The sequence below is a fragment of the Pseudoroseicyclus sp. H15 genome, from assembly GCF_054353345.1.
Genome location: NZ_JBTHJE010000007.1, coordinates 231,876 through 254,090, shown reverse-complemented (window position 1 = coordinate 254,090; position 22,215 = coordinate 231,876). Strand labels below are relative to the sequence as shown.

Below are 22,215 nucleotides of genomic sequence, written 5' to 3'. Positions count from 1 at the left end.
GCATTGCTCCCGAAGGCTGACCTCTGTGGTGCGTGTGTCCGGTTGAGGGGGAAGGGTTTGCCCGGAAGCAGTGCAACTTTCGCGATCTACCAGATCCTCTGCGGGCATTGCCGCGGGCACCTGGTTCATCGAGGCGGTGCAGACGACATCGTCGGCTGCGATCGCTGCGAAAACTGGGCCCCGAAGAGCGAGGCGATCGTTATTGCCCGGGCGTACATCAACGACGAGTTGGCCCGGCAGCTGGCCGTTCATCGCGGCGAGCAACCGCCGCCGCGCACGGTTCACCGGTTCCGATTTGCGTATGAGGCCGAGTGAGGGCCGGACAAGGCGAGGCCAGGGCTCTCCGGCCCGGTGCCCCGCCCCCTGCCCGCGCGCCCGCCCGTCCGCCAGGGCCGGCGCGATCTCACCCGCAAGCGGTTTTCCTTCGCTGGCGCCGCCGCGAGTGGCAGAAGATAAATATGTGCGGATATTTTCGGTCATCCCGTCACCGCGTCATCGATGACGAAGCGATTGCCTTTCGGTCATCAGGCTGCCGGCTGACCGGCGCAGGATTTGATGCGAGCCAGGTGGAGAGACGCTGCGCTACATCGAGTGTGCAGCTCCCTCCGTTACAGAGAGTCTTGTGTAGCCTGTTGTTGCCAACTGCCAAGCGACACAGCGTGGCAGGCGCCAGTCCGCGAGAGGCTGCTTCTAGTTCTATGAGGATTTTGAGGTCGGCGGATGTCATGCACCACAATTAGGGATATTTATCCCTACCGGTCAAGGGACATTTGTCGCCTAACGGATCGAGGTAAGGCGGGATATTTTTCCCGCATGGCAACCTTTCGCGAAGCCTTGCTGCGCATCTCTGAGGAGTCCGGTATCTCGCTCAGGCGGATCGCCGAAGGGGCCGGTGTGTCATACGAACAGCTGAAAAAAGTAAAGCAAGGAAAAAGCTCATCGACCAACGTCGACGATGCAGTGAGGATCGCCGCCTTCCTTGGACTCACTGTCGAGCAGATGATAGAAGGCGAATTACCGTCAGACCGTATCGACTTAGTTCGAGCTCTATCTCAGCTAGAGCCAGAAGAGCGTCAGACGATAGAAAAACTTGTAGAAGCGCGTCTCGACGCAATGCGTCGCGCTCAGAAGCAATCTGATCCAAACGTTTGACGATCTCCGACTCTCCCACGCGCGCCTCCTCCCTAGAACATAACATGAACAAATCGAGCGGCAACTCATCCTAACTTGAGTCAACGTGCAGCCGGTGATCGTCGCCTCGAATCGAGCCCGACCGCGCTGATGGGTATAAATATCCCCAATATCTCTTGACAGGGGATATTTGTCCCTTATTTCTGCAGTCCATCGGCCACTCGATGGAGCCCACATGCCTTCACCCGCCGCCCGCCCTCGCAACCGCCACCACTGGAGCCGCGCGCTGTTCTGCCGGCACCAGATGGTCTGGCGCCGCGACACCCTCGCGAAGATCGCTGACTGCCCGCGCTGCGGCGCGTCCTACTACGGGTCTGGAGGCTGGTTTCATCCGCGGATGCCGGGCTGGGCGCCCATGACGCTGGCGACGGCGCCCGCGGTCGCCGTACTACTCTGCACGATCCTGCTGGCGGTGCTGGCATGACCCGCTCCGCTCCGCCCCGCGCCGTCATCGATGCGCGCGCCGTTCTGGCGGCGCCCGATCAGTACCGCCCCTCCCTTGTCGCTCTGGCGCGGCTGGTCACCGCCACCTGGTACGGCACCCGCCGGCGCCAGCTGCGCCCGAAGCTGCGTGTCATCCAAGGGGGACGGGTATGACCGGCGCCCTGCCCTACGACCCCAACGAGGGGTTCACCGCCTCTGAGCGCGTCCAGCTCCGCGAGATGCGCCTCACAGCAGCGGATGCCCTGCGAGACGGCATCGGCACAGCCGAGCGGGTCCTGCTCTCCGAGATGAGCCTGCTGCGTGACCTTGCCGCCGCGCGCGGGCTCCACCTTGCGCCGCCCATGCTCGCGCCGGTTCAGGGCGGCTGGCAGATCATCGACCTTCTCGCCATCGGCGCTCAGGGCGACAGCATCTCGGGCGCCATCGACGATTGGTGCGCGCGGGTGGATCGCCTCTACGGCGAAGCCCAGGCGGGGGCAGCATGACCCAGCCTCGCACCATCATCCTGGCCGAGGCCAACCGCGCGGTGACCGTGGATCGCGCTGCCACGCACGGCTCGGCCGAGCGGAGCTTTGGCCAGCTTGCCGCGCTCTGGTCTGCTCTCACCGGCGCCGCCATCACCCCGGCCCAGGTGGCGCTCATGCTGGCGCAGCTGAAGATCGTGCGCGCCTGGAACAACCCCGGCCATGGCGACAACTGGGTCGACCTGGCCGGCTATGCCGGCCTCGGCGGTGAAGTCGCCGGAGCGCCGGTCGAGCGGGCACCCCGGCAGCACAGCGGACCGCCTGAGAGCCTCTGCATGCCCAGCAGCGAATAAGCCCCGATCCCCTTCTCTCATCCCTTCCGAGGAGCCTTCCATGCCTGACGGCCAGATGAAATCCGACCCCGACTTCGACGCGGCCCAGAAGCCGGTCATCAGCGCCACCGGCGCCGAGCTGCGCGCCTTCATCGAACGCTACGAGCGGCTCGATGCCGAAAAGAAGGACGTCGTCGACGCCCAGAAAGAGGTGATGGCCGAGGCCAAGGGCCGCGGTTTCAACACCAAGGTCATCCGCAAGATCATCGCCCGCCGCAAACGCGACGCCGATGACATCGCCGAAGAGGAATCCGTCATGGAGCTATACCTCTCCTCGCTCGGCATGTGACCTTTCCCAGTTGCGGCGATGCCTGGGGCTCCTCCACCCCGCCGCCCACCACTCACGCGTCCGGCGCGGGCATCCGCCGGCAGAGGAGTTCTCCCCATGGCTGACCTGCCCGCCTTCGCCCGCTTCTGGATGATCGCCCGCCAGCCCCGCCGCCAGGGCGACAAGACCGAGCCCCGGCAGCGCTACAGCTCGCGTGCAGATGCGCTCGCCGCCGCTACGCGCCTGGCCGAGCAGAATGACGCGCCCTTCGTCCTTCTTGAGGCAATCGAGGTCATCCGGCCCGGCGCCGCCACCACCACGGGAGAGCTCTTCTGATGCACGAGATCTTCGACACGCTAAACCGGCTCTCCGACGAGCTCGACCGGATGCCGGTAAAGGACATGCCCGAACGCCTGGTCACCGAGATCCTTGAACAGGGCGGCCACTTTCCCCGTGCCGACTTCAAGGCGCTGGAGACGGGAGAGGTGCGGGCAATGGCGCAGTTCCACATTCATGAGCTCACCGCAACCGCGCCCACGCCCATGCAGGCTGCCGATCTATGGCGCTGCGTCGCCCGCACCGCGATCGGCGGCTACGAGGCGCCGGCAGATCCCGGAGACCTCGTGCGCCTGCGCGCTCAGCTACGCTGGCTGGCGGTGACGCCGGTAGTGGCGCTGCCGATGGCCGCCCGCTGGGACTGGGCCAATCTCGTCATCGCCATCAGCAACGATGCGGCAAACCGGCTCACCGCCGGGCGCGTCCTGGCGGGCGCGGGAGTGGCAGCATGAAGCGTATCGATCCGAACAAATTACCGTTGAAGGCGATGCCTGACATCCGCGCCATCACGCCCCGGCTTCTGCCCTCGCCGCTCGCGGCGGCATATCTGGGAGTCTCGGAGAGCACACTGCGGACGCTTTCCATCCCGCGCAAGGAACTTGGCGCAAAGCGCCTCTACGAACGCGCCGACCTTGACGCCTACGCGGATGCCCTCCCCTATGAACACGGCGGCGAAGGATCGAACACATGCGACGGAGCCTTCGGGAAAGCTTCATGATGCCCCGCGTCCACCGGGTGCGGAAAGGCGGCAAGGTCTTCAAGTACCACCGCGTCAGCCGCGCGCCGCTGCCGAACGACATCCCTGAGGACCACCCCGATTTTGTGGCCGCATGGCAGGCCGAGGAAGGCAAACGGCCGCCGGTGACGGCGCGAGCGAAGCCCGGCACTGTTCACGCCGGCTGTACCGCCTACCTCGCCAGCCGTGACTACCTGTCCCTCTCCGATGTCTACCGCCCGGTGATCCGGCGCCACGTCGACGCCATCGCGCGGCAGGGAGAAGGGGCGATGCTCCGAGATCTCCAGCAGCGCCATGTCGAGGACGACCTCGCGGCGCTGCCACCGGCGGTCGCCGCGAGTCGGCGGAAGGCCTGGCGGAAGCTGGGCCCGTTCTGGAAGCGGAAGGGCTTCGTTATCACCGACCCGACCGACGGCGTGAAGGGCCCCGTCCGCCGGCAGACGGAGGGCCACAAGGAATGGGTGCCCGCCGACCTGGCGCGCTTCCGGGAGACATGGGCCATCGGCACACCGCAGCGCCTTGCCTGCGAGCTCCTGCAATGGACCGGGGCCCGCTGTGTAGATCTCGTGCGCCTCGGCCCCGGCATGGTCACGCCCGAGGGCCTCTTGCGCTTTCACCAGCGCAAGACCGGCGGCGAGGTGAACATACCCTGGACCGCGCCGGCCTTCGGGCTGGAGGCACAGCGAAGGGACCTCTTTGCCTGCTTGAGCGGCAACGACATGGTCTATCTTACCAAGCAGGGCGGTGGCGCCCGCTCACATAAAGCCGTCTCCGGCTGGTTTGCCGAAGCCGCTCGCGACGCCGGCCTGGAGCGCCTCACGGCACATGGACTGCGGAAGTACCGGATGAACCAACTCGCCGAGTACGGCGTGCCGCTGCTGGCGATGCAGACATGGGTGGGGCACGTCACGCTGGAGGAAGTGGAACGCTACACGCGGCGCGCTTCTAGGCGAAATGTGTTCGCTCTGAAGGGCGGGATGGGGGCTGCGCTGTAAACCAGATCGGCTTGTTTACAAAACCGCCCCATAACTGTTTGATTTTTCTAGCGCTGACGCCGGACTGGCGGTCCCGGAAGGACTCGAACCCTCAGCCTGCCGATTAGAAGTCGGCTGCTCTATCCAGTTGAGCTACGGGACCGCACGGGCGCCGGGATAAACCGGCGCCGCGTGCCATGCCAGCCCCTACGGGCGGTTTACTCGTTGACGGCGGGGTCAACGACCACGGCGTCGTCATCGACGACCACCGCGCCTTCCGGCTCCATCCCGAAGATGCCCGAGAAGGCACCGTTGAAGAGGCCGAAATAGACATCAGCCGCAATCAGAATAGCGACAATGATGATGATGATGGCGATCCAGCGTACCATGTGTCCTGCTCCTTCCACCCCGTTCAAGCGGGGATATTATGTGGCGCCATCCAGAGCAGGTGCGGCGCGGCCCGGCAAGCCCGGTTTCAGCGATCTCACAGCGGACGTGGCCGATTCGCGCCACCTTTGCCGCAAAATCACGGGTGCCGACGATTAGGATTGGCTAAGGGAGCGGAATTGCTCGTCCAAAACCCGGAGCCACGCCCAAGAACGCGTGCCTCCCCCGGCCTCAATGCGTCCAGGGGCCGCGGCGGCTGGTGGCGAAATTCTCGCCGTAGCCGCCGGCGCGGATGTTGGCGGCGCGGCGCTGGGGCTCGGTGACCTGCACGTCGATGCCGTGGCGCTCGGCATAGGCGAGCGCCTCGTCCTTGGTGTCGAAGCGCAGCTTCACCTGGGCGTTCATGTCAGAGGACGAGGTCCAACCCATCAGGGGGTCGACGGAGCGGGCCGTGGCGGGCACGAAATCCAGCACCCAGCCTTTGGTCTTGGCATTGCCCGATTGCATGGCATTGCGGGCGGGCTGGTAGATACGGGCGCGCATGGGCGGGGCTCCTCTCGCAGGCGTCAGCCGCTTATGCCAAGCGGGGCGCGGGCGGGCAAGAGCGCGCCCACCCCGCCATTAATGCCCGGCGCCGAATGCCCCCACGCGCACGCCGTATTGCACGGCCACGCCGTAATCGGGGTCGTCGTCGGAGCTGACCATCAGCTGGTCGGCCCGGTCGAGCAGGCGGCGGCAGTCGGGCGAGAGGTGCTTGAGCTCCAGCTTCTTGCCCAGCGCCTCATAGCGATGCGCCATGCTGTCGATTGCCTCCAGCGCAGAATGATCGGCCACGCGGCTGCCGGCGAAATCCACCACGACGAGCTCCGGGTCGGTCTCGGGCGTGAAGAGCTCGGCGAAGCCCTGGGCAGAGCCGAAGAACAGCGGCCCCTGGATGCGGTAGACGCGCACACCCTCGTAATCGACCTTCTCGGCGCGGATCCGCACCGCGTTCTCCCAGGCGTAGGCGAGGGCAGAGACGATGACGCCGACGATCACGGCGGTGGCGAGGTCGGTGAAGACGGTCACGACCGTGACCAGCACGATAACGGCCGCATCGGTGCGCGGCACCTTGCCTAGGATGCGGAAGCTGCGCCAGGCGAAGGTGCCGATAACCACCATGAACATCACGCCCACCAGCGCCGCCAGCGGGATCAGCTCGATCAGCGGCGCGGCAAAGAGGATGAACAGCAGCAGGCACACCGCGGCAAAGACGCCGGAGATACGGGTGCGGCCGCCGGAATTCACGTTGATCATCGACTGGCCGATCATCGCGCAGCCCCCCATGCCACCGAAGAAGCCGGTCACCGTGTTGGCCATGCCCTGCGCCACACATTCGCGGCTCGCCCCGCCACGCTGGCCGGTGATGTCGCCGACCAGGTTCAGCGTCAGCAGGCTCTCGATCAGCCCGACAGAGGCGAGCAGGAAGGCGTAGGGCAGCACGATGCCTAGGGTCTCAAGCGTCATCGGCACCGTCGGGATGTGGAAGGTGGGCAGGCCGCCGGCGATGGAGGCCATGTCGCCCACCCGCGGCACGTCCAGCCCGAAGCCGATGACGATCAGCGCCGTCACACCGATGCCGGCGAGCGGCGCGGGGATGACCTTCGTCAGCTTCGGCACGCCCCAGATGATCGCCATGGTCAGCGCGGTCAGCAGCAGCATCAGGATCATCGGCCAGCCCGACAGCCATTCGCCGCCGCTCACGCCATGTGCGCCCGCCTCACCGCTGCCCGGCACGCGGAACTGGCTGAGCTGGGCGAGGAAGATGACGATGGCGAGGCCGTTGACGAAGCCCAGCATCACCGGGTTTGGCACCAGCCGCATGAACTTGCCGAGCTTGAAAACTCCGGCCGCGATCTGGATCAGGCCGGTCAGCACCACCGCGGCAAAGAGGTATTCCACCCCGTGCTCGCGAACGAGGCTGACCATAACCACCGCCATGGCGCCGGTCGCGCCAGAGATCATGCCGGGCCGGCCGCCGAAAAGCGCGGTGATCAGGCCCACGAAAAAGGCGGCATAGAGCCCCACCAGCGGGTGGACATCGGCGACGAAGGCAAAGGCCACCGCCTCGGGCACCAGCGCCAAGGCCACCGTGAAGCCCGACAGCAGCTCGGTGCGCAGCTGCGAGGCATCGAGCGGCCCCGTCGGCGCGATCGACTGGCGGAGCGGTTTGGCAAAATCGGCGAGGCTGGCGCGGGCCAAAGGCTGCATCCTTGCATGAAAGAGTAATGTCAGGGGTCAGAGGACGCCCTAAAGAAGCCTGCCCCAAGGGGCCAGTGCACTGGGCGCATAGCAGATATGCATTTTGTGGGACACTCGGCCGCGGGGCACCTAGACGCGTCTCGTGCGGAAGGCGCTGGGACGCGCAGGGAGGCGAGACGCTTGCTCCAAATGCGTGAAGCTGCGGACGCTGTTGGAGAGGTCCGGCGGGGTCATCGCCTCCGGCTCCTTCAGATCGCCGGCGTGTGATCGCCGCCGCGATTTTCCCCGCCCATCAACGCCGCTGCGCGGTTGCCGCCATCCACCCGCCCCGCCATCCTCGCACCGACCGGTCGGGAGGGACGCGCATGGAGATGCCCAAAGGACGGCGCATCGCGCTCTATGTGGCGACGCTCGTTCTGGGCTACGCCGCCTTCATCGCCCCGAACCTGCTCTTCGGCATCACCGGGATCAACGGCGGCCTCTCCGGCCCGAACCTCGCCCTGATCGGCCTGATCCAGCTCGCTCTGATCGCCGCCCTTCTCTCGGTCTCCCTCCGCCTCTCCGGCCGCCGCTTCATCGACATCGGCTGGCGCTTCGATTACGCGGCCCACGACATCGCTCTCGGCCTTGCTATTGGCTCGCTCTGGACGGCCGTGCAGGTGCTCTGGCTCATCCCGGCCACCGGCGGCACCGCCCGGCCGGATGTAGAGGAGATTGTCGCCCACACCGCCACACCCCTGGCGCTCGCCAGCTACATCGCGCTCGGCGTGATCGGCGGCGGCGTGGCCGAGGAGCTGTTCAACCGCGGCTACACCATCGGCACCCTCGCCGGGTTCTTCCGCAACCGCCGCACCGGGCTGGCCATTGCGGCGGCGTTTTCCATCCTGCTCTTCTGCGCCGGCCACCTGCCGACCGATCTGGTCGAATGGGTGGACATCCTGATCCCCACCCTCGCCTATACCGCGCTCTACCTGGCCACCGGGCGCCTGCTGCCCGGCATCGCGGCCCATGCCACCTACAATGCCGCCATTCTGATCGCGCTCTCCCGACTATACGGCTGACACCCCTTGACCCGTCCGCTGCTGCCACCATCTGTCAGCAGGCTGCCTTGCAACAGAACAAAAGACGACCGACACTCGCGGGATGCCCGCCGAGGGAGATGCCCGATGCATAACAACAACCCCGAAGACATGCCGATGCTCCAGCGCCCGCCGGCCCAGCGCGACAAGCTGGAAGGCGGCAAGCGCTTCGTCATGCATACGGAGTTCAGCCCGGCCGGCGACCAGCCGACCGCAATCAAGGAGCTTGCCTCCGGCATCGACAGCGGCGAGCGCGATCAGGTGCTGCTCGGCGCCACCGGCACCGGCAAGACCTACACGATGGCCAAGGTCATCGAGGAAACGCAGCGCCCCGCCATCATCCTTGCCCCGAACAAGACGCTGGCGGCGCAGCTTTACGGCGAGTTCAAGGGTTTCTTTCCCGAGAACGCCGTCGAGTATTTCGTCTCGTACTACGATTACTACCAGCCCGAGGCCTACGTGCCCCGGTCTGACACGTATATCGAGAAGGAGAGCCAGATTAACGAGCAGATCGACCGGATGCGCCACTCGGCCACCCGCGCCCTGCTCGAACGCGACGACGTCATCATCGTCGCCTCCGTCTCCTGCATCTACGGCATCGGCTCGGTCGAAACCTACTCCGCCATGACGGTCGATCTGCACAAGGGCCGCTCCTACGACCAGCGCGAGCTGCTGGCCGATCTCGTCGCCCAGCAATACCGCCGCAATGATGCCGGCTTCGCCCGCGGCTCGTTTCGGGTGCGCGGCGACACGATCGAGGTCTGGCCCGCCCACCTTGAAGACCGCGCCTGGCGTCTGAGCTTCTTCGGCGAAGAGCTGGAGAGCATCACGGAATTCGACACGCTCACCGGCCAGAAGGCCGACACCTTCGACCGGGTGCGCATCTACGCCAACAGCCACTATGTGACCCCCCGCCCCACGCTGAAACAGGCGCAGGACGGTATCCGCAAAGAGCTGCGCATGCGGCTCGACCAGCTCGTCAATGAGGGCAAGCTGCTGGAGGCGCAGCGGCTGGAGCAGCGCACCAACTTCGATCTGGAGATGATGGAGGCGACCGGCGCCTGCAACGGCATCGAGAACTACTCGCGCTATCTTACCGGCCGCGCCCCGGGCGAGCCGCCGCCGACTCTGTTCGAATTCATCCCCGATAACGCCATCGTCTTCGCCGACGAGAGCCACGTTTCGGTTCCGCAGATCGGGGCCATGTATAAGGGCGACTACCGGCGCAAGTTCACGCTGGCCGAGCACGGCTTCCGCCTGCCCTCCTGTATGGACAACCGCCCCCTCAAGTTCGAGGAATGGGACGCGATGCGCCCGCAATCGGTCTTCGTCTCCGCCACGCCCGCCGCGTGGGAGCTCGATCAGGCCGGCGGCGTCTTCGCCGAACAGGTCATCCGCCCCACGGGCCTCATCGACCCGCAGGTCGAGATCCGCCCGGTACAGATGCAGGTCGACGATCTGCTCGACGAGGTGCGCAAGGTTTCTGCCCGCGGCTACCGCACGCTCTGCACCGTGCTGACCAAGCGCATGGCCGAGGATCTGACGGAATACATGCATGAGCAGGGCATCAAGGTGCGCTACATGCACAGCGACATCGACACGATCGAGCGCATCGAGATCCTGCGCGACCTGCGGCTCGGCGCCTTCGACGTGCTGATCGGCATCAACCTGCTGCGCGAGGGGCTCGATATCCCCGAATGCGGGCTGGTGGCGATCCTCGACGCCGACAAGGAGGGGTTCCTCCGCTCCGAGACCTCGCTGATCCAGACCATCGGCCGCGCCGCGCGGAACGCCGAGGGCCGCGTCATCATGTATGCCGACCGCATCACCGGCTCGATGGAGCGCGCCATGCGCGAGACCGACCGGCGCCGCGAGAAGCAGCTCGCCTATAACGAAGAGCACGGCATCACGCCCGCCACGGTGAAGAAGAACGTCGATGACATTCTTGCCGGGCTCTACAAGGGCGATGTCGACATGAACCGGGTGACCGCCAAGGTCGACAAGCCGCTGCACGGCGGCAACCTCGAAGCCGTGCTGGACGGGCTGCGCGCCGACATGCGCAAGGCGGCGGAGAACCTGGAGTTCGAAGAAGCCGCCCGCCTGCGCGACGAGGTGAAACGGCTGGAGACGGTCGATCTGGTGATCTCCGACGACCCGCTGGCCCGGCAATCCGCCGTGGAGAGCGCGGTCGAGGAAGGCCGCAAGAGCTCCGGCCGGAGTACGGCGGGGCGGCCTGGTCAGCGAGGCGGGGTGAAGCGGCGGAAGGGGCGGTAGCCCGCAGCCGCCATCATTTTGCCTGACGCAGCGTTAATGATTATTAACGAATCATTAACGCGAGGATGGCGAGATGAGAGCATGGCGTTTGGGCGTCCTGGGCATGGTGGCCCTCTCAGGGGCGATGTTCGTGCCCGCCCTGCCCCGGGCGCAAAGCCAGTGCGACCCAAACTACACCGGCGCCTGTGTGCCCATCGCCTCTGACGTCGATTGCGCTGGCGGCAACGGCAACGGCCCCGCCTACGTGCAGGGGCCCGTGCGCGTGGTGGGGCGCGACATCTACAAGCTGGATGCAGACGGCGACGGCATCGCCTGCGAACCGCACCGCTAAGGTCTTTTCCGTCAGAGACGACCCCGGCAAACGTAGAACGGCGCCCAGTCTCCTGAGCGCCGTGCAAATATTTATGGAAAGGTGGCGACAGCTCCGCCGCGCCCGCCTACCGCGTGTCGCGCCCGCTGCCCTTCAGCGCCCGCACGATCGCCAGCACGATCACCGCGCCTACGATGCCCGCCAGCAGCACGATGATCAGCCCGCCGGCGGCCAGTGCCGTCACGCCCAGCGCCGCCAGCAGGAACGGCGTCGCCAGGGCGGCGATGATGCCCACGACCACATAAAGGGCCTTGTCGCGACCCGCGACCATGCCGGCCAACAGGCCCGCAATGGCGCCGATGATCGCCAGTACGACCAGTGCGAAAATGCCTATGCCTTGAATTAGCTCTTCCATCTCACTCTCCCTGATGTTCTTCGGCTCAACCCCGCTGTAGCCTTTGGGTTCCCTCTTGTCGCCTGCCACGTGGCGCCCACTTGTCCCTCATGCGTGTCGCTCTCATCCTCGGCTCGGCCAACTGGCCCGACGGCCCCTCGCCCAATCTCGTCCGCCGCGCCCGGCAGGGCGCACGGCTGTGGCACGAGGGGCGCGTGGAGGCGCTGGTCGGCACCGGCGGCATCGGCGAGGGGCGCGAGAGCGAGGGGGAGGCCATCGCGCGCATCCTGCGCGGCGAGGGGGTGCCTGACAGCGCCATCCGCCAGGAAAACAAGGCCCGCAACACGATGGAGAACGTCCGTCTGTCGCTGCCCCTGCTTCGCGAGCTGGGCGCCAGCGAGGTGCTTGTCGTGAGCGACGCCGTGCATTGCCCGCGCGCCGTGATGGTGGCCCGCGCCCATGGCCTTCCCGCCCGCGCAGCGCCAGTGCCGCTACGGGGCGGCAGCCTGCGGGCGCAGAGCTGGCTCGCCCTGCGGGAATGCGGGGCGATCCCGCTTTATTGGTGGCGCCTGAAGCGGCAGAGCGCGGAGCGGCTCTGAGGGCTGCGCGAGCGCCGGGCCACTCCTTCACCCAGCGTCACAGAACATTGACAGACTCATCCGGCCGCTCCTACGCTTCGTAAGGAGAAAAACTTTTCGTTAGGCGAAAAACGAGGGTTCGCGAGGAGGCGCGCCCGTCAGCGCTGATCTGACGAAGAGTCATCGCCCGGCGTCTCCCTGAGGAGGCTTGGAGACGCCGGGCGGAGGGCCGCAGGAGGGCGGCCCGCCCGGGAGGAGGATGGCGGCGGCCGACAAGGCCGCCGCCAGCGGCCTCGGTCGCCTCCCGGACTGGGCAATACGGGAGGACCATCAATTGACCGATCAAACACTTAGGCGGTCAGCGACGCTTGGCGTTCTCTTTCAGCCTGACGGCTGAAGGCGCCCTGCTCCGCGAAGGGATGGCCTCCCAGGCCTGCCCTGTTCCCGGCGCAGCAGCGCCACCCCAAGACGACCGGACCAAGATATGATCAGACCAATTCTCGCACTCACCACGGGCGCCATCGCCTTGTCCGCCAGCGCAGCCCTCGCCCTCGATGCCGATTACTGGCGCGGTGGCTGGCGCACTGAGCTCGGCTCGGACATGCCGCATATCTACGAGTTCGTCATTCGCGGCAGCGATGTGTCCGGCATCTACTGCGCCGACTGCAACGACATGACGACGATGGGCCTTATCGATGGCACCTGGGACGAAGAGGCGGGGATCGACTTCACCGTCACCTTCCCCAATGCCGATGGCACCGTCGCCTCGATCAGCGAACAGCATGCCATGCTGCAGAACGGCCAGATCCAGATCACCGGCGAGGCAGAGCGCACGCTCATCAAGGATCCGCGCGGCCCCAATGTGGGCGGCATGCCGATCCACATCCTGCCGCCGGGGCGCGAGCCGCTCTCCCCGACGCCGAACAACACCGGCGTCGCCTCAGAGCGGAACGCCTATTGGCAGCCCGCACCCTTCGCCGATGAGGTGACGCCGGACGACCTTGTCGGCATGTGGGTCGCGCTCTTCCCCTCGAACCCGGGGATGAACAAGCAACTGTTCTACTTCATGCGGCTGGGTGACGAGGTTCGCGGTGTCGTCTGCGGGCGCTGCGACAACCCCTGGACCATCGGCATCCTGGAGGACGTCGTGCTCGACGGCGGCAATATCTGGTTCAACATCAACCACCAGGATTTCGGCAACCGGCCGGTGCCGTTCGACCGGCAGATCGGCGGGCATCTGACGGCGAATGAGATGGTCTGGCAGGTCCAGCCCGAGGCCATCGACCCGGCCAACCCGCCGGAGGCACCGGTGCTGGAGGTGCCGCAATTCTTCATCGGGCCGATCTCGGCAGAGGCCACGGGTGGCGGCTTCACCACCGAGGGCGTCGACATCTGGGGCCCGGGCACCGGCGAATCGCTGGAGCCGCCGGAGGGCGTGATGCCGCTGACCTTCGACTGGCCGGAGTAGCGATCGACAGGGCCGCCCGCATGGCGGGGCGGCCCGCCGCGAGGGGGCAGCAAGGGCAGCCGGAGGGGAGCCATCACTCTGCCTTGACAGCCCCCTCCAAACGCCTCTATGTGGCGCCGGCTTGGGGTCGTAGCTCAGTTGGGAGAGCGCGTCGTTCGCAATGACGAGGTCAGGGGTTCGATCCCCCTCGACTCCACCAAATCCTCCGATCTGAACATGTTCGCCGCTCGCAAAGCCGGCGCCGAACGCGACCGTCAGATCCCGTAGAGGTAGTCGCTCTTGAATTCGCCTGTCCGGTAGAGGCCCTCACGGTCGGTGATGGCCAGGCGGCCGTCGCGCAGCGTGCAGATGCCGGCCTCACGCAGCTCTCGCAGCACGCGGTTGGCGTGCACGGGCGACATCCCGCAGGCGTCGGAGAGGTCAGGCTGGGTGAGCGGCAGGCTGAACTCGGTATCCTGCGAGCTGCCGGCGCGGCGCATCCGGTAATCCATCTCGGCGAGGAAATTCGCCATCCCCGCCAGGGCACGCAGCCGGCCAAGCCGGAAGCCCCAGTGGCGGTGGATCGCGGCGTCGATCAGCGTCAGCCGCCAGAGCGCCATCGTCATCTCGAAATCGCCCCGCAGCGCCTCGCGCAGCACGTCATGATCGAACACGGCGATGCGCACGTCCGTCAGGCTTTCGACGTCGTGGTCGAGATGGCCGAGCGGCAAAGCGTGCAGATCGACGAAATCGTAGGCCACCTGGATCGCCACCATCTGGCGGCGGCCCTGACGGTCGCTCACGTAGCGGCCCATCAGGCCGTCGAGCAGCAGCAGGCTCGCATTCAGCGGCTTGCCGGCGGGCGACATGAGCTGCCGCGCCCCGACATTCCGGGTTTCTGTGCACAGGCCGCGCAAACGCTCACGGATCGACTGATCCAGAAGGCCGAGCATCCCCCGATCGAGTGTGTCTTGAAGCATAGGCGTGTAGTTCTCATCTTCGTGAGAATGGGAGGCAAGGTTAACATTTATTAACGTGGCCACCTCGGGCTGGGCGGGCGGCAATAGACCGGCCGCGGGGGCGAACTATCTTGGCAAAAAGGTTACAATCTTATTTACATGGGCGTTCGGCGTTGGGTGGGGGGCTGGATCAACGATGGCGCGGCGCTATGCTCGGCGTGAATAATCGAGACAAGACCCGTACTTGTGCGCTTGGCCGCGTCCCGTTAACTTTTTTTGCGATGGTCATGTCACATGAAGCACCACCGTACCGGCCCGCGAGCCCTTCACAGGCGAGATCCTATGGCCAAACAGCGCGTTAAAGAATCTTCGGTTTCGATGCTTGAGGGAGATGTCTTCGACCTGGCCCCCGTCGCCATGTGGCTTGAAGACTTTTCCGGTGTCCTTGATCTATTCGAAGATTGGCGACAGGCCGGAATCACCGACATTCGTGCCTACCTGACAGAGGATCTTGAGCGGGTGCAGGCCTGCTCGTCCCGGATCAAGGTGCTGCGCGTCAACGAAAGCACGCTCAGCCTTTTCGGTGCGGCCGATCAGGAAGAGCTGGTTTCCAACACCTCGGTCATCTTCCGCGACGAGATGATCAAGACGCATATCGATGAGCTGGCAGAGCTCTGGCGTGGCCAGTCTCGCTTTTCGAGCACCACCACGAATTACACGATCGACGGGCGCAAACTCGACATCAAGCTGCGCGCCGCCGCCCTGCCCGGCCACGAAAAGCGGATGGACCGGGTTCTCCTCACCACCGAAGACATCACCGACGCGGCCAATGCCCGCCGCCATTCCCGCCAGAAAGAGCTGGAAGCGACCGGCATGTTCGAGCACAGCCCCGTTTCGCTGTGGATCGAAGATTTCAGCCGCATCCGCCATCTGCTGGAGGGGCTGCGCCAGCGCGGCATTTCTGACCTGCGCGTCTTCCTCGATGTGCATCCCGAGTTCGTACGCCAGTGCATGGCCGAGATCCGGGTGCTCGACATCAACCAGGCCACGCTCACCATGTTCGGCGCGCCCGACAAGGCGACGCTGCTGCAAAGCCAGCACCTCATCTTCCGCGGCGATTTCGAGAACCACTTCCGCGAGCAGCTCATCGAGCTGTGGCAGGGCAACCTCTTCCACAGCCGCGAGGTGGTGAACTACGCGCTCGACGGGGCCGAGCGCTTCGTCATCATGCAATTCTCCGTCCTGCCCGGCCATCAGGACAGCTGGAGCCGCGTGCAGGTGGCCCTCACCGACATCACCGCCCGCAAGAAGGCCGAGGCCTATCTGGAATACCTCGGCAAGCACGACGTGCTCACCGGCCTGCGCAACCGTGCCTACCATATCGAGGCGGTCAACCGGCTGGAGCGCATGAACGTGCGCCCCGCCTCGGTGCTGATCGTCGACCTGAACGGGCTGAAAGCCATCAACGACACGATGGGCCACGACACCGGCGACGGCCTGCTGCGCCGCCTGGGCGAGGTTCTGAGCGAGGCCGCGGGTGACGAGGGCAGCGCGGCACGGATAGGCGGCGACGAATTCGCGGTGATTCTGCCGAATGTCGGCCGCACCTCGGCGCTGACGACGATGGACACGATCCAGCGGCTCGTCAGCCTCAACAACCAGTATTACTCGCACCAGCCGAAGCTGCACATCGCGGTCGGCCTCGCCACCGTGCGCGAAGGCGAGACGCTCGACTCGGCGATCCGCCGGGCCGACGAGCGCATGTATACGCAGAAGCGCGAGTATTACGCCGAAGAGATGAAGCGCTCGGACAAGAGCGTCGCCTGAGGCGGCCCTTGCCGGGCGAGCTGATAGCCCCTCGACTTCGTTTTCCGCCATCGTGCCTGCCGGGGCCGCGGGACAATGCATGTGCTTGTCCCGCGGCGCCCGAGGGCTCGGGCCACCCCATGCAACCCGAACGATTTATTCCTGACTGATTCGATCAGGCTAGACAAGCCCGGCGCCTGAGTAAGGGCGCCGGGCCCGCCCTTACTCAGGCATGACGCAGGCGAAGTTGGACGCGTCACTCTGGTCCCCCTCGCCCGAATAGGCCGCGACCTGAGGGAAGGGGCAGAGGATGCGGGTGTGGTCGGCCGCTCCATCGGTGAGGTGTGCCGCCGGAATGGCCTCTGGCGCCGTGCCCTCCGTGACCCAGGCGTCGATTTCGCTGAGCATGTCGAAGCTCGTCGGCCCGGGCCCGCCGCCGCAATGGCCCATGCCCGGCACCATGAACAGGCGGGCGCTGTCTTCGGCGCCGGCGCTCTGCTCCTGGATGTCGCCGAAAAACTCCAGGGAGTTGTAGGGCGAGATGCCAGGATCGGCCCAGCCGTGATACATGATCAGCCTGCCGCCGCCGGCGAAAAACTCCGACAGGTCAGCGCTCTCTGCCCCGATATCACCGGCAATCGCCGCCGCATTGGCGATCTCTGCCTCGGGGTCGAAGCCCTCGTAGCTCCAGCCCTCATCGCCATGCACAAAAATGCGGTAGAAGTCGCTCGCCACGATCAAAGGCGCCTCGCCCCGCAACGCGAACCACAGCCCTTCCGAGCCCGGCGCATAGCCGTGGAACAGCGGCGTGCCATCGGCGGCCATCGGGCCGTTGTAGAGCGCGTTGGCTGTTGCCAGCTCCTCCCCGGACAGGGCGGCGGCCTCGGGGTCGGGCGCGCAGCTCAGCGGGTCTTCGACGACGCCATCGGCGACGCCGTCGTTCATGTCGCAGGCGTCGAGGGTGGATTGTGCCAGAGACGCATAATCCTCATCGGTCAGGACGGATTGCCCGCCCTCCATGCCGACGAGCCCGGTGTAGACCTGCTGGGCATGCAGCCGCGCGCCGTTCACGGCCGCGGCGCCGGCGATGATGCCGTCAAAATCCTCCGGGTAGCGCGCCGCCGCCGTGAGCGCCTGACGGCCACCGGTGGAGCAGCCGCTGAAGTAACTCTCCTCCAGCCCCGCCTCGTAATAGCCGGCGATGATCTCCTTGCCGGCCTCCGCCGTCTCGTGCACCGCGCGATAGGCGAAATCGAGGAAGGCCGGCTCATCGAGCGCAAAGCTCGCATCAGCCCCGCCCTCGTGGCCGGTGTCGGTGGTGGCGACCGCGTAGCCCGCGCTGAGCGGGCCGGTCATAGCGCTAAGCGACAGCGAACCGGCGAAGCCGCCGTTGCCGACGGTGACGAAGCGGCCGTTCCAGGCCTCCGCTGCAGGCAGCCAAATCTCCATGCCGATAACCGAGCCCTCCTCGCTCGCCAGCTCGGCGGAGACGCGGCAAAGGGCGGGGGCGTCCGCGATGGCGACGGGTCCGTCGCGGCCCGGGATCTCCAGCGCCCCGGCCTCCACCGCGGTCGCGGCGGTGATGCTGCCCGAGCCCAGCGCCATGCCCTCCAGCCCGGCGCAATCCTGCGCCACAGCGGGCGCCGCGGCGAGGCCAAGGGCCACGCCGGCGATCAGATGATGTCTCATATGTCTCCTCCTCATGGCACCGCCCTCCCTCCCGAGGGGGTGCTGAGGCGAGCCTAGCCAGAAGCTCCCGGCCTGTCGCCAGATTTCGAAAGGGACTTCGGCTGGCGAAAAGTCCGGCGGGAGCGCGGGATGGAAAGCTGCGTGGGGCGCTGCCCCACACCCCGGAGTATTTCGAAGAAAGCGAGGATCAGAGGGGCAGTTTGAAGCCGAGGTGCGTCTGCTCGAAGCCGAGTTGCGTATAGAAGCGGTGGGCGTCCTTACGGTCGTTGTGAGAGGTGAGCTCGACATGTGCGCAGCCGCGGGCGCGGCATTCCTCGATGGCCCAGGCGATCATCTGGCGGCCGTGGCCCTGGCCGCGGAGCGGGGCGGCGACGCGGACCGCCTCGATCTTGCCGCGCCAGGCGCCCTGGCGGGAGAGGCCGGGCAGGAAGGTGAGCTGCATGGTGCCGACGAGCGCGCCATCCTGCTCCACCACCACCAGGAACTGGTTGGGATCGGCGCGGATCGCTTCGAAAGCGGCGGCATAGCCGGCGGGCAGCGGGGGCCCGAGATCTTCGCGCTCGGCCCCCAGTATATCATCGGCCAGGAGGGCGACGAGCCCAGGCACGTCGCCCTCCACGGCCCGGCGGAAGGTGAGACTCACGCCGATTCCGCCAGCAGGGCGGCGTTGCCGCCGGCCGCCGTGGTGTCGATGGAGACATGCCGTTCGACCCGGCAGCGAGACCCCATCTCCGGCCCCGTCATCAGCGGCAGCAACGCGCCCTGCCGGCTGGCCAGCGCCTGGCGCGCGGCCCGCTGGGCCGCCTCGTCACCCCAGAGCGCCGCGCCGTCGAAGCCGGTGAGGCGGGCCAGCGCCTCGGGCGCGAGGCGCGCGTCGATACCGCCGGCGCCGGGGCAGATGATCAGGGGGGCGGCAGCGTTTTCCTGCACGATGCGGGCCTGCTCTTTGGCGGCGGCGGCGGCGGGGCCGAGGCAGAGGATCACGCCGCGCCCGACCTCGCGCAGGCGGTTCGACTCTCCCGTGGGCCCGGGCATCATCTGCGCCGAGATCTGGCGCCCGCCCTTGCCGCGCTGGCCGTCGATGGCGGCCTGCACCGCAGCCTCGTCGGCGGCTGGGCCGCCGCTTTCCGCCGCGATGGGTGCCGAGGGAGCGAGGAAGCGCGGCAGGTAATCCGGCCCGCCGGCCTTGGGCCCGGTGCCAGACAGGCCCTCGCCGCCGAAGGGCTGCGAACCGACGATGGCGCCGATCTGGTTGCGGTTGATGTAGATGTTGCCCGCCGTCACCCCGGCGACGGCGATCTCGACCCGGTCGTCGATGCGGCTGTGCATGCCGAAGGTCAGCCCGTAGGCCCGATCGTTGACGGCGGCGATCACCTTCGGCAGGTCGCGGGCGCGGTAGGTGGCGACATGCAGCACCGGCCCGAAGATCTCGCGCTCGACCGAGGCGATGCCATCGACGCGGATCACGGCCGGCCCGATGAAATGGCCCTGCTCGGGCACCGCCAGCTCCTTGAGCACCCGGCCCTCCTTGCGCGCCTCGGCGATATGGGCGGCGATGCCCTCATGCGCCTTGGCGTCGATCACGGGGCCGATGTCCGTCGCATCGTCCCAGGGATCGCCCAGCACCAGCTCGTCCATCGCGCCGTAGAGCATGCCGAGCATCCGGTCGGCGACGTCCTGCTGCACGTAGAGCATCCGCAGGGCCGAGCAGCGCTGCCCGGCAGAGCGGAAGGCCGAGGCCACGATGTCGCGCACCGCCTGCTCGGGCAGCGCGGTGGAATCGACGATCATCGCGTTGATGCCGCCGGTCTCGGCGATCAGCGGGGCGGCGGGCGAGAGATGCTCGGCCATGCTGCGGTTGATCGTCTGCGCCGTGGTGGTGGAGCCGGTGAAGCACACACCGTCGATGCGCGGATCGCTGGTGAGCACGCCGCCAACCTCGCCGCCGGGGCCGGGCACGAGCTGAAGCGCGCTCTCGGGCACACCGGCCTTGTGAAGCAGCCCCACCGCGAGACGGGCGATGAGCGGCGTCGTCTCGGCCGGCTTGGCGAGCACGCCGTTGCCGGCGGCGAGCGCCGCGGCAACCTGGCCGGTGAAAATGGCGAGCGGGAAGTTCCAGGGGCTGATGCAGGTGAAGAGACCGGCGGGCTTGCCATCGAGCCCCGCGATTCCGGCGGCGTAGTAGCGCAGGAAATCGACCGCTTCGCGCAGTTCGGCCACCGCGTCGGGCAGGCATTTGCCGGCCTCGCGGGCGAGCAGCGCGAAGATCTGCGGCGCCTCTGCCTCGTAGAGATAGGAGGCGCGGGTCAGCACCTCGGCCCGCTCTTCCGGCGAGGCACTCCATGGGGCGGCGCAGGAGATGGCGGCACGAGCGCCCTCGGCATCCGCCTCTTCGATTTGGCCGAAGCTGTCAGCCGGGTCGTAGGGGTTTTCCACCTTCGTGCCGGCGCCGCCCCAATCGGCGGTGCGCCAGGGGGCGCGGGCCTCGTCCAGCTCTTCCAGCACGGTCAGGTCGCGCAGATCGAAGCCCTTGGAATTGCGCCGCTCGCCAAAGAGCTCGGCCGGCAGCTGTACATTGCTGCGCGCGCCCTCCAGCGCGGCGAAGGGATCGGCGGCGACCTCTTCCGCCGCGATCTCATCGTTGACGATCTGGTTGACGAAGCTGGAGTTGGCGCCGTTCTCCAGCAGCCGACGCACCAGATAGGCCAGCAGGTCGCGGTGTGGGCCGACGGGGGCGTAGATGCGGCAGCGGGCGCCGGCCTCGCTGCGCATGATGTCGTGAAGCGCCTCGCCCATTCCGTGCAGACGCTGGAACTCCCAGCCGTCGGTGCTGCCGGCCATCTCGAGCACTGCCGCCATGGTATGGGCGTTATGGGTGGCGAATTGCGGATAAAGCCGGGGGCGCGCCGCCAGCAGCCGCTGCGCACAGCACATGTAGGAGACATCCGTCGCCGACTTGCGGGTGTAGACGGGGAAGTCTTCCAGCCCCTCGACCTGCGCCTTCTTGATCTCGCCGTCCCAATAGGCGCCCTTCACGAGGCGCACCATCATGCGGCGACCGTGATGCTCGGCCAAAGCGTCGAGCCAGTCGATCACCGGCAGGGCGCGCTTGCCATAGGCCTGCACAACCACGCCGAAGCCGTCCCAGCCCTCAAGCCCCGGATCGGCCAGGACCGCTTCGATCACGTCGAGCGAGAGGTCGAGCCGGTCGGCCTCCTCCGCATCTATATTGAGGCCCATGTTTGCGGCGGCGGCGGCGCGGGCCAGCTCGCGCACGACGGGCACCAGCTCATCCATCACGCGCTCGCGCTGCGCCACTTCGTAGCGGGGGTGCAGGGCCGAGAGCTTGATGGAGATGCCGGGGTTGGAGGCGATGTCGTTGGCGCGCGCCTCGGACGAGAGCCGTGCGATGGCATCGCTGTAGGCCGTCTTGAAATGGGCGGCGTCGCGGGCCGTCATCGCGGCCTCGCCGAGCATGTCGTAGCTGTAGGTGAAGCCCTTGGCGGCCCGCTTGCGGCCCCGTTCCAGCGCCTCGCCGATGTCGCGGCCCAGCACGAATTGCGCGCCGAGCTCGCGCATCGCCTGGCCGACGGCGACGCGGATCACCGGCTCGCCGAGCCGGCGGACAGCACCGCGCAGCACCTCGGCCATGCCCTGCCCCTCGCGCAGCACCTGCCCAGTCAGCATCAGTGCCCAGGTGGAGGCGTTGACCAGCGACGAGGAGGAATGCCCCAGATGCCGGCCCCAGGCGGAGGGGGCGATCTTGTCTTCGATGAGCGCGTCGATGGTCTGCGTATCGGGCACGCGCAGCAGCGCCTCGGCCAGGCACATCAGCGCGATGCCCTCGTCGGTGGACAGGCCGTATTCGGCGAGGAACACCTCCATCAGCCCCGGCCGGCCCGAGCTGCGCACCTTGCGCACCAGCGCCGCGCCGCGCTCGACCGCCCGGGCCTTCACCGCCTCCTCGGGGCCGTGCGCCGCCGTCAGGGCCGCAAGCAGCGGCGCCTCCTCGGCCAGGTGGCGGTCGCGGATGGCCTGGCGCAGCAGGGCAAGCTTCGAGGCAGGGTCCATGACGGTGGACAGATCGGACATGGGGAGGCTCGTCTATTCGAGGGCCGGGCGCACGCCAAGGCAGAGGGCCGGGGCGCGCTGGCCGGAACAGGGCGTGATGCTATCTGAACGAGACCTGCGCGCAATGCCTGCCGCGATTCGCTCAAATCGGGGGCAGCGCCTGTGGGTATCCTGT

At 67.0% G+C, this 22,215-nt stretch carries 25 protein-coding genes and 2 tRNA genes; 18 read left to right on the top strand and 9 right to left on the bottom strand.

Annotated elements, in window-relative coordinates; translation table 11 throughout:
- Window positions 1-57 precede the first annotated feature (57 nt).
- The 11 genes from ACXN5S_RS17810 to ACXN5S_RS17760 all read left to right on the top strand — a co-directional run bounded on the left by ACXN5S_RS17810 (window position 58) and on the right by ACXN5S_RS17760 (window position 4,826).
- On the top strand, window positions 58-315 hold the full coding sequence (locus tag ACXN5S_RS17810; RefSeq protein WP_458606819.1) for a hypothetical protein: 258 nt from the start codon (window positions 58-60) through the stop codon (window positions 313-315).
- A 498-nt stretch (window positions 316-813) separates the two neighbouring features.
- Window positions 814-1,152 (top strand): helix-turn-helix domain-containing protein, encoded by a 339-nt coding sequence (locus ACXN5S_RS17805; protein WP_458606818.1) that lies wholly within the window; start codon window positions 814-816, stop codon window positions 1,150-1,152.
- Between the two features lie 214 nt (window positions 1,153-1,366).
- On the top strand, window positions 1,367-1,615 hold the full coding sequence (locus ACXN5S_RS17800; protein ID WP_458606817.1) for a hypothetical protein: 249 nt from the start codon (window positions 1,367-1,369) through the stop codon (window positions 1,613-1,615).
- Window positions 1,612-1,788, top strand: a complete 177-nt coding sequence (locus tag ACXN5S_RS17795) for a hypothetical protein (RefSeq protein ID WP_458606816.1) — start codon at window positions 1,612-1,614, stop codon at window positions 1,786-1,788. Before ACXN5S_RS17800 ends, ACXN5S_RS17795 begins: the two co-directional genes overlap by 4 nt.
- Window positions 1,785-2,120 carry a hypothetical protein gene (locus ACXN5S_RS17790; protein WP_458606815.1) on the top strand — a complete coding sequence of 112 codons (336 nt, stop codon included), beginning with the start codon at window positions 1,785-1,787 and terminating at the stop codon, window positions 2,118-2,120. The genes ACXN5S_RS17795 and ACXN5S_RS17790 overlap by 4 nt, the downstream gene beginning before the upstream one ends.
- Complete coding sequence (locus ACXN5S_RS17785) at window positions 2,117-2,452, top strand: DUF6378 domain-containing protein (RefSeq protein ID WP_458606814.1); 336 nt, start codon at window positions 2,117-2,119, stop codon at window positions 2,450-2,452. Before ACXN5S_RS17790 ends, ACXN5S_RS17785 begins: the two co-directional genes overlap by 4 nt.
- Window positions 2,453-2,507: 55 nt before the next feature.
- On the top strand, window positions 2,508-2,780 hold the full coding sequence (locus tag ACXN5S_RS17780) for a DUF2312 domain-containing protein (protein WP_458606838.1): 273 nt from the start codon (window positions 2,508-2,510) through the stop codon (window positions 2,778-2,780).
- A gap of 96 nt (window positions 2,781-2,876) precedes the next feature.
- The gene (locus ACXN5S_RS17775) at window positions 2,877-3,095 is read left to right on the top strand and encodes a hypothetical protein (protein ID WP_458606813.1); all 219 of its coding nucleotides are present in this window, start codon (window positions 2,877-2,879) and stop codon (window positions 3,093-3,095) included.
- On the top strand, window positions 3,095-3,547 hold the full coding sequence (locus tag ACXN5S_RS17770) for a hypothetical protein (RefSeq protein WP_458606812.1): 453 nt from the start codon (window positions 3,095-3,097) through the stop codon (window positions 3,545-3,547). The genes ACXN5S_RS17775 and ACXN5S_RS17770 overlap by 1 nt, the downstream gene beginning before the upstream one ends.
- On the top strand, window positions 3,544-3,813 hold the full coding sequence (locus ACXN5S_RS17765) for a helix-turn-helix domain-containing protein (protein ID WP_458606811.1): 270 nt from the start codon (window positions 3,544-3,546) through the stop codon (window positions 3,811-3,813). Before ACXN5S_RS17770 ends, ACXN5S_RS17765 begins: the two co-directional genes overlap by 4 nt.
- Complete coding sequence (locus ACXN5S_RS17760) at window positions 3,783-4,826, top strand: tyrosine-type recombinase/integrase (protein ID WP_458606810.1); 1,044 nt, start codon at window positions 3,783-3,785, stop codon at window positions 4,824-4,826. The genes ACXN5S_RS17765 and ACXN5S_RS17760 overlap by 31 nt, the downstream gene beginning before the upstream one ends.
- A 65-nt stretch (window positions 4,827-4,891) precedes the next feature.
- Here ACXN5S_RS17760 and ACXN5S_RS17755 read toward each other — a convergent pair.
- The 4 genes from ACXN5S_RS17755 to ACXN5S_RS17740 form a co-directional block, all read right to left on the bottom strand.
- A tRNA-Arg gene (locus tag ACXN5S_RS17755) sits at window positions 4,892-4,968 on the bottom strand.
- A gap of 55 nt (window positions 4,969-5,023) precedes the next feature.
- Window positions 5,024-5,194 (bottom strand): hypothetical protein, encoded by a 171-nt coding sequence (locus ACXN5S_RS17750; RefSeq protein WP_458606809.1) that lies wholly within the window; start codon window positions 5,192-5,194, stop codon window positions 5,024-5,026.
- Between the two features lie 229 nt (window positions 5,195-5,423).
- Complete coding sequence (locus ACXN5S_RS17745) at window positions 5,424-5,735, bottom strand: ETC complex I subunit (RefSeq protein WP_458606808.1); 312 nt, start codon at window positions 5,733-5,735, stop codon at window positions 5,424-5,426.
- A 78-nt stretch (window positions 5,736-5,813) separates the two neighbouring features.
- Window positions 5,814-7,433: a SulP family inorganic anion transporter gene (locus ACXN5S_RS17740; RefSeq protein ID WP_458606807.1), complete on the bottom strand. Its 1,620-nt coding sequence runs from the start codon at window positions 7,431-7,433 to the stop codon at window positions 5,814-5,816.
- Between the two features lie 365 nt (window positions 7,434-7,798).
- On the opposite strand from ACXN5S_RS17740, the gene ACXN5S_RS17735 reads away from it, so the two are divergent.
- The 3 genes from ACXN5S_RS17735 to ACXN5S_RS17725 all read left to right on the top strand — a co-directional run bounded on the left by ACXN5S_RS17735 (window position 7,799) and on the right by ACXN5S_RS17725 (window position 11,117).
- The gene (locus tag ACXN5S_RS17735; RefSeq protein WP_458606806.1) at window positions 7,799-8,494 is read left to right on the top strand and encodes a CPBP family glutamic-type intramembrane protease; all 696 of its coding nucleotides are present in this window, start codon (window positions 7,799-7,801) and stop codon (window positions 8,492-8,494) included.
- Between the two features lie 105 nt (window positions 8,495-8,599).
- Window positions 8,600-10,786: an excinuclease ABC subunit UvrB gene (gene uvrB, locus ACXN5S_RS17730; RefSeq protein WP_458606805.1), complete on the top strand. Its 2,187-nt coding sequence runs from the start codon at window positions 8,600-8,602 to the stop codon at window positions 10,784-10,786.
- A 73-nt stretch (window positions 10,787-10,859) separates the two neighbouring features.
- On the top strand, window positions 10,860-11,117 hold the full coding sequence (locus ACXN5S_RS17725) for a hypothetical protein (protein ID WP_458606804.1): 258 nt from the start codon (window positions 10,860-10,862) through the stop codon (window positions 11,115-11,117).
- 106 nt (window positions 11,118-11,223) lie between these two features.
- On the opposite strand, the gene ACXN5S_RS17720 is transcribed toward ACXN5S_RS17725, so the two are convergent.
- Window positions 11,224-11,511 (bottom strand): GlsB/YeaQ/YmgE family stress response membrane protein, encoded by a 288-nt coding sequence (locus ACXN5S_RS17720; protein ID WP_458606803.1) that lies wholly within the window; start codon window positions 11,509-11,511, stop codon window positions 11,224-11,226.
- Window positions 11,512-11,600: 89 nt separating this feature from the next.
- Between ACXN5S_RS17720 and ACXN5S_RS17715 the strand changes: the two genes are divergently transcribed.
- The 3 genes from ACXN5S_RS17715 to ACXN5S_RS17705 all read left to right on the top strand — a co-directional run bounded on the left by ACXN5S_RS17715 (window position 11,601) and on the right by ACXN5S_RS17705 (window position 13,735).
- On the top strand, window positions 11,601-12,089 hold the full coding sequence (locus ACXN5S_RS17715) for a YdcF family protein (RefSeq protein WP_458606802.1): 489 nt from the start codon (window positions 11,601-11,603) through the stop codon (window positions 12,087-12,089).
- 463 nt (window positions 12,090-12,552) lie between these two features.
- On the top strand, window positions 12,553-13,536 hold the full coding sequence (locus ACXN5S_RS17710; RefSeq protein WP_458606801.1) for a hypothetical protein: 984 nt from the start codon (window positions 12,553-12,555) through the stop codon (window positions 13,534-13,536).
- Between the two features lie 123 nt (window positions 13,537-13,659).
- Window positions 13,660-13,735 (top strand) — tRNA-Ala (locus tag ACXN5S_RS17705).
- A 55-nt stretch (window positions 13,736-13,790) separates the two neighbouring features.
- Here the strand turns inward: ACXN5S_RS17705 and ACXN5S_RS17700 are convergent.
- Window positions 13,791-14,495 carry a Crp/Fnr family transcriptional regulator gene (locus ACXN5S_RS17700; protein ID WP_458606800.1) on the bottom strand — a complete coding sequence of 235 codons (705 nt, stop codon included), beginning with the start codon at window positions 14,493-14,495 and terminating at the stop codon, window positions 13,791-13,793.
- Window positions 14,496-14,852: 357 nt separating this feature from the next.
- Here ACXN5S_RS17700 and ACXN5S_RS17695 point away from each other — a divergent pair, with 357 nt between their 5' ends.
- Window positions 14,853-16,301, top strand: a complete 1,449-nt coding sequence (locus ACXN5S_RS17695) for a sensor domain-containing diguanylate cyclase (RefSeq protein WP_458606799.1) — start codon at window positions 14,853-14,855, stop codon at window positions 16,299-16,301.
- 201 nt (window positions 16,302-16,502) lie between these two features.
- On the opposite strand, the gene ACXN5S_RS17690 is transcribed toward ACXN5S_RS17695, so the two are convergent.
- The 3 genes from ACXN5S_RS17690 to putA form a co-directional block, all read right to left on the bottom strand.
- Window positions 16,503-17,969 carry a tannase/feruloyl esterase family alpha/beta hydrolase gene (locus tag ACXN5S_RS17690; RefSeq protein WP_458606798.1) on the bottom strand — a complete coding sequence of 489 codons (1,467 nt, stop codon included), beginning with the start codon at window positions 17,967-17,969 and terminating at the stop codon, window positions 16,503-16,505.
- Window positions 17,970-18,156: 187 nt separating this feature from the next.
- Entirely contained in the window at window positions 18,157-18,612 is a 456-nt protein-coding gene (locus tag ACXN5S_RS17685) for an N-acetyltransferase family protein (protein ID WP_458606797.1), read from the bottom strand.
- Entirely contained in the window at window positions 18,609-22,040 is a 3,432-nt protein-coding gene (gene putA / locus ACXN5S_RS17680; RefSeq protein ID WP_458606837.1) for a bifunctional proline dehydrogenase/L-glutamate gamma-semialdehyde dehydrogenase PutA, read from the bottom strand. Before putA ends, ACXN5S_RS17685 begins: the two co-directional genes overlap by 4 nt.
- Between the last annotated feature and the right edge of the window lie 175 nt (window positions 22,041-22,215).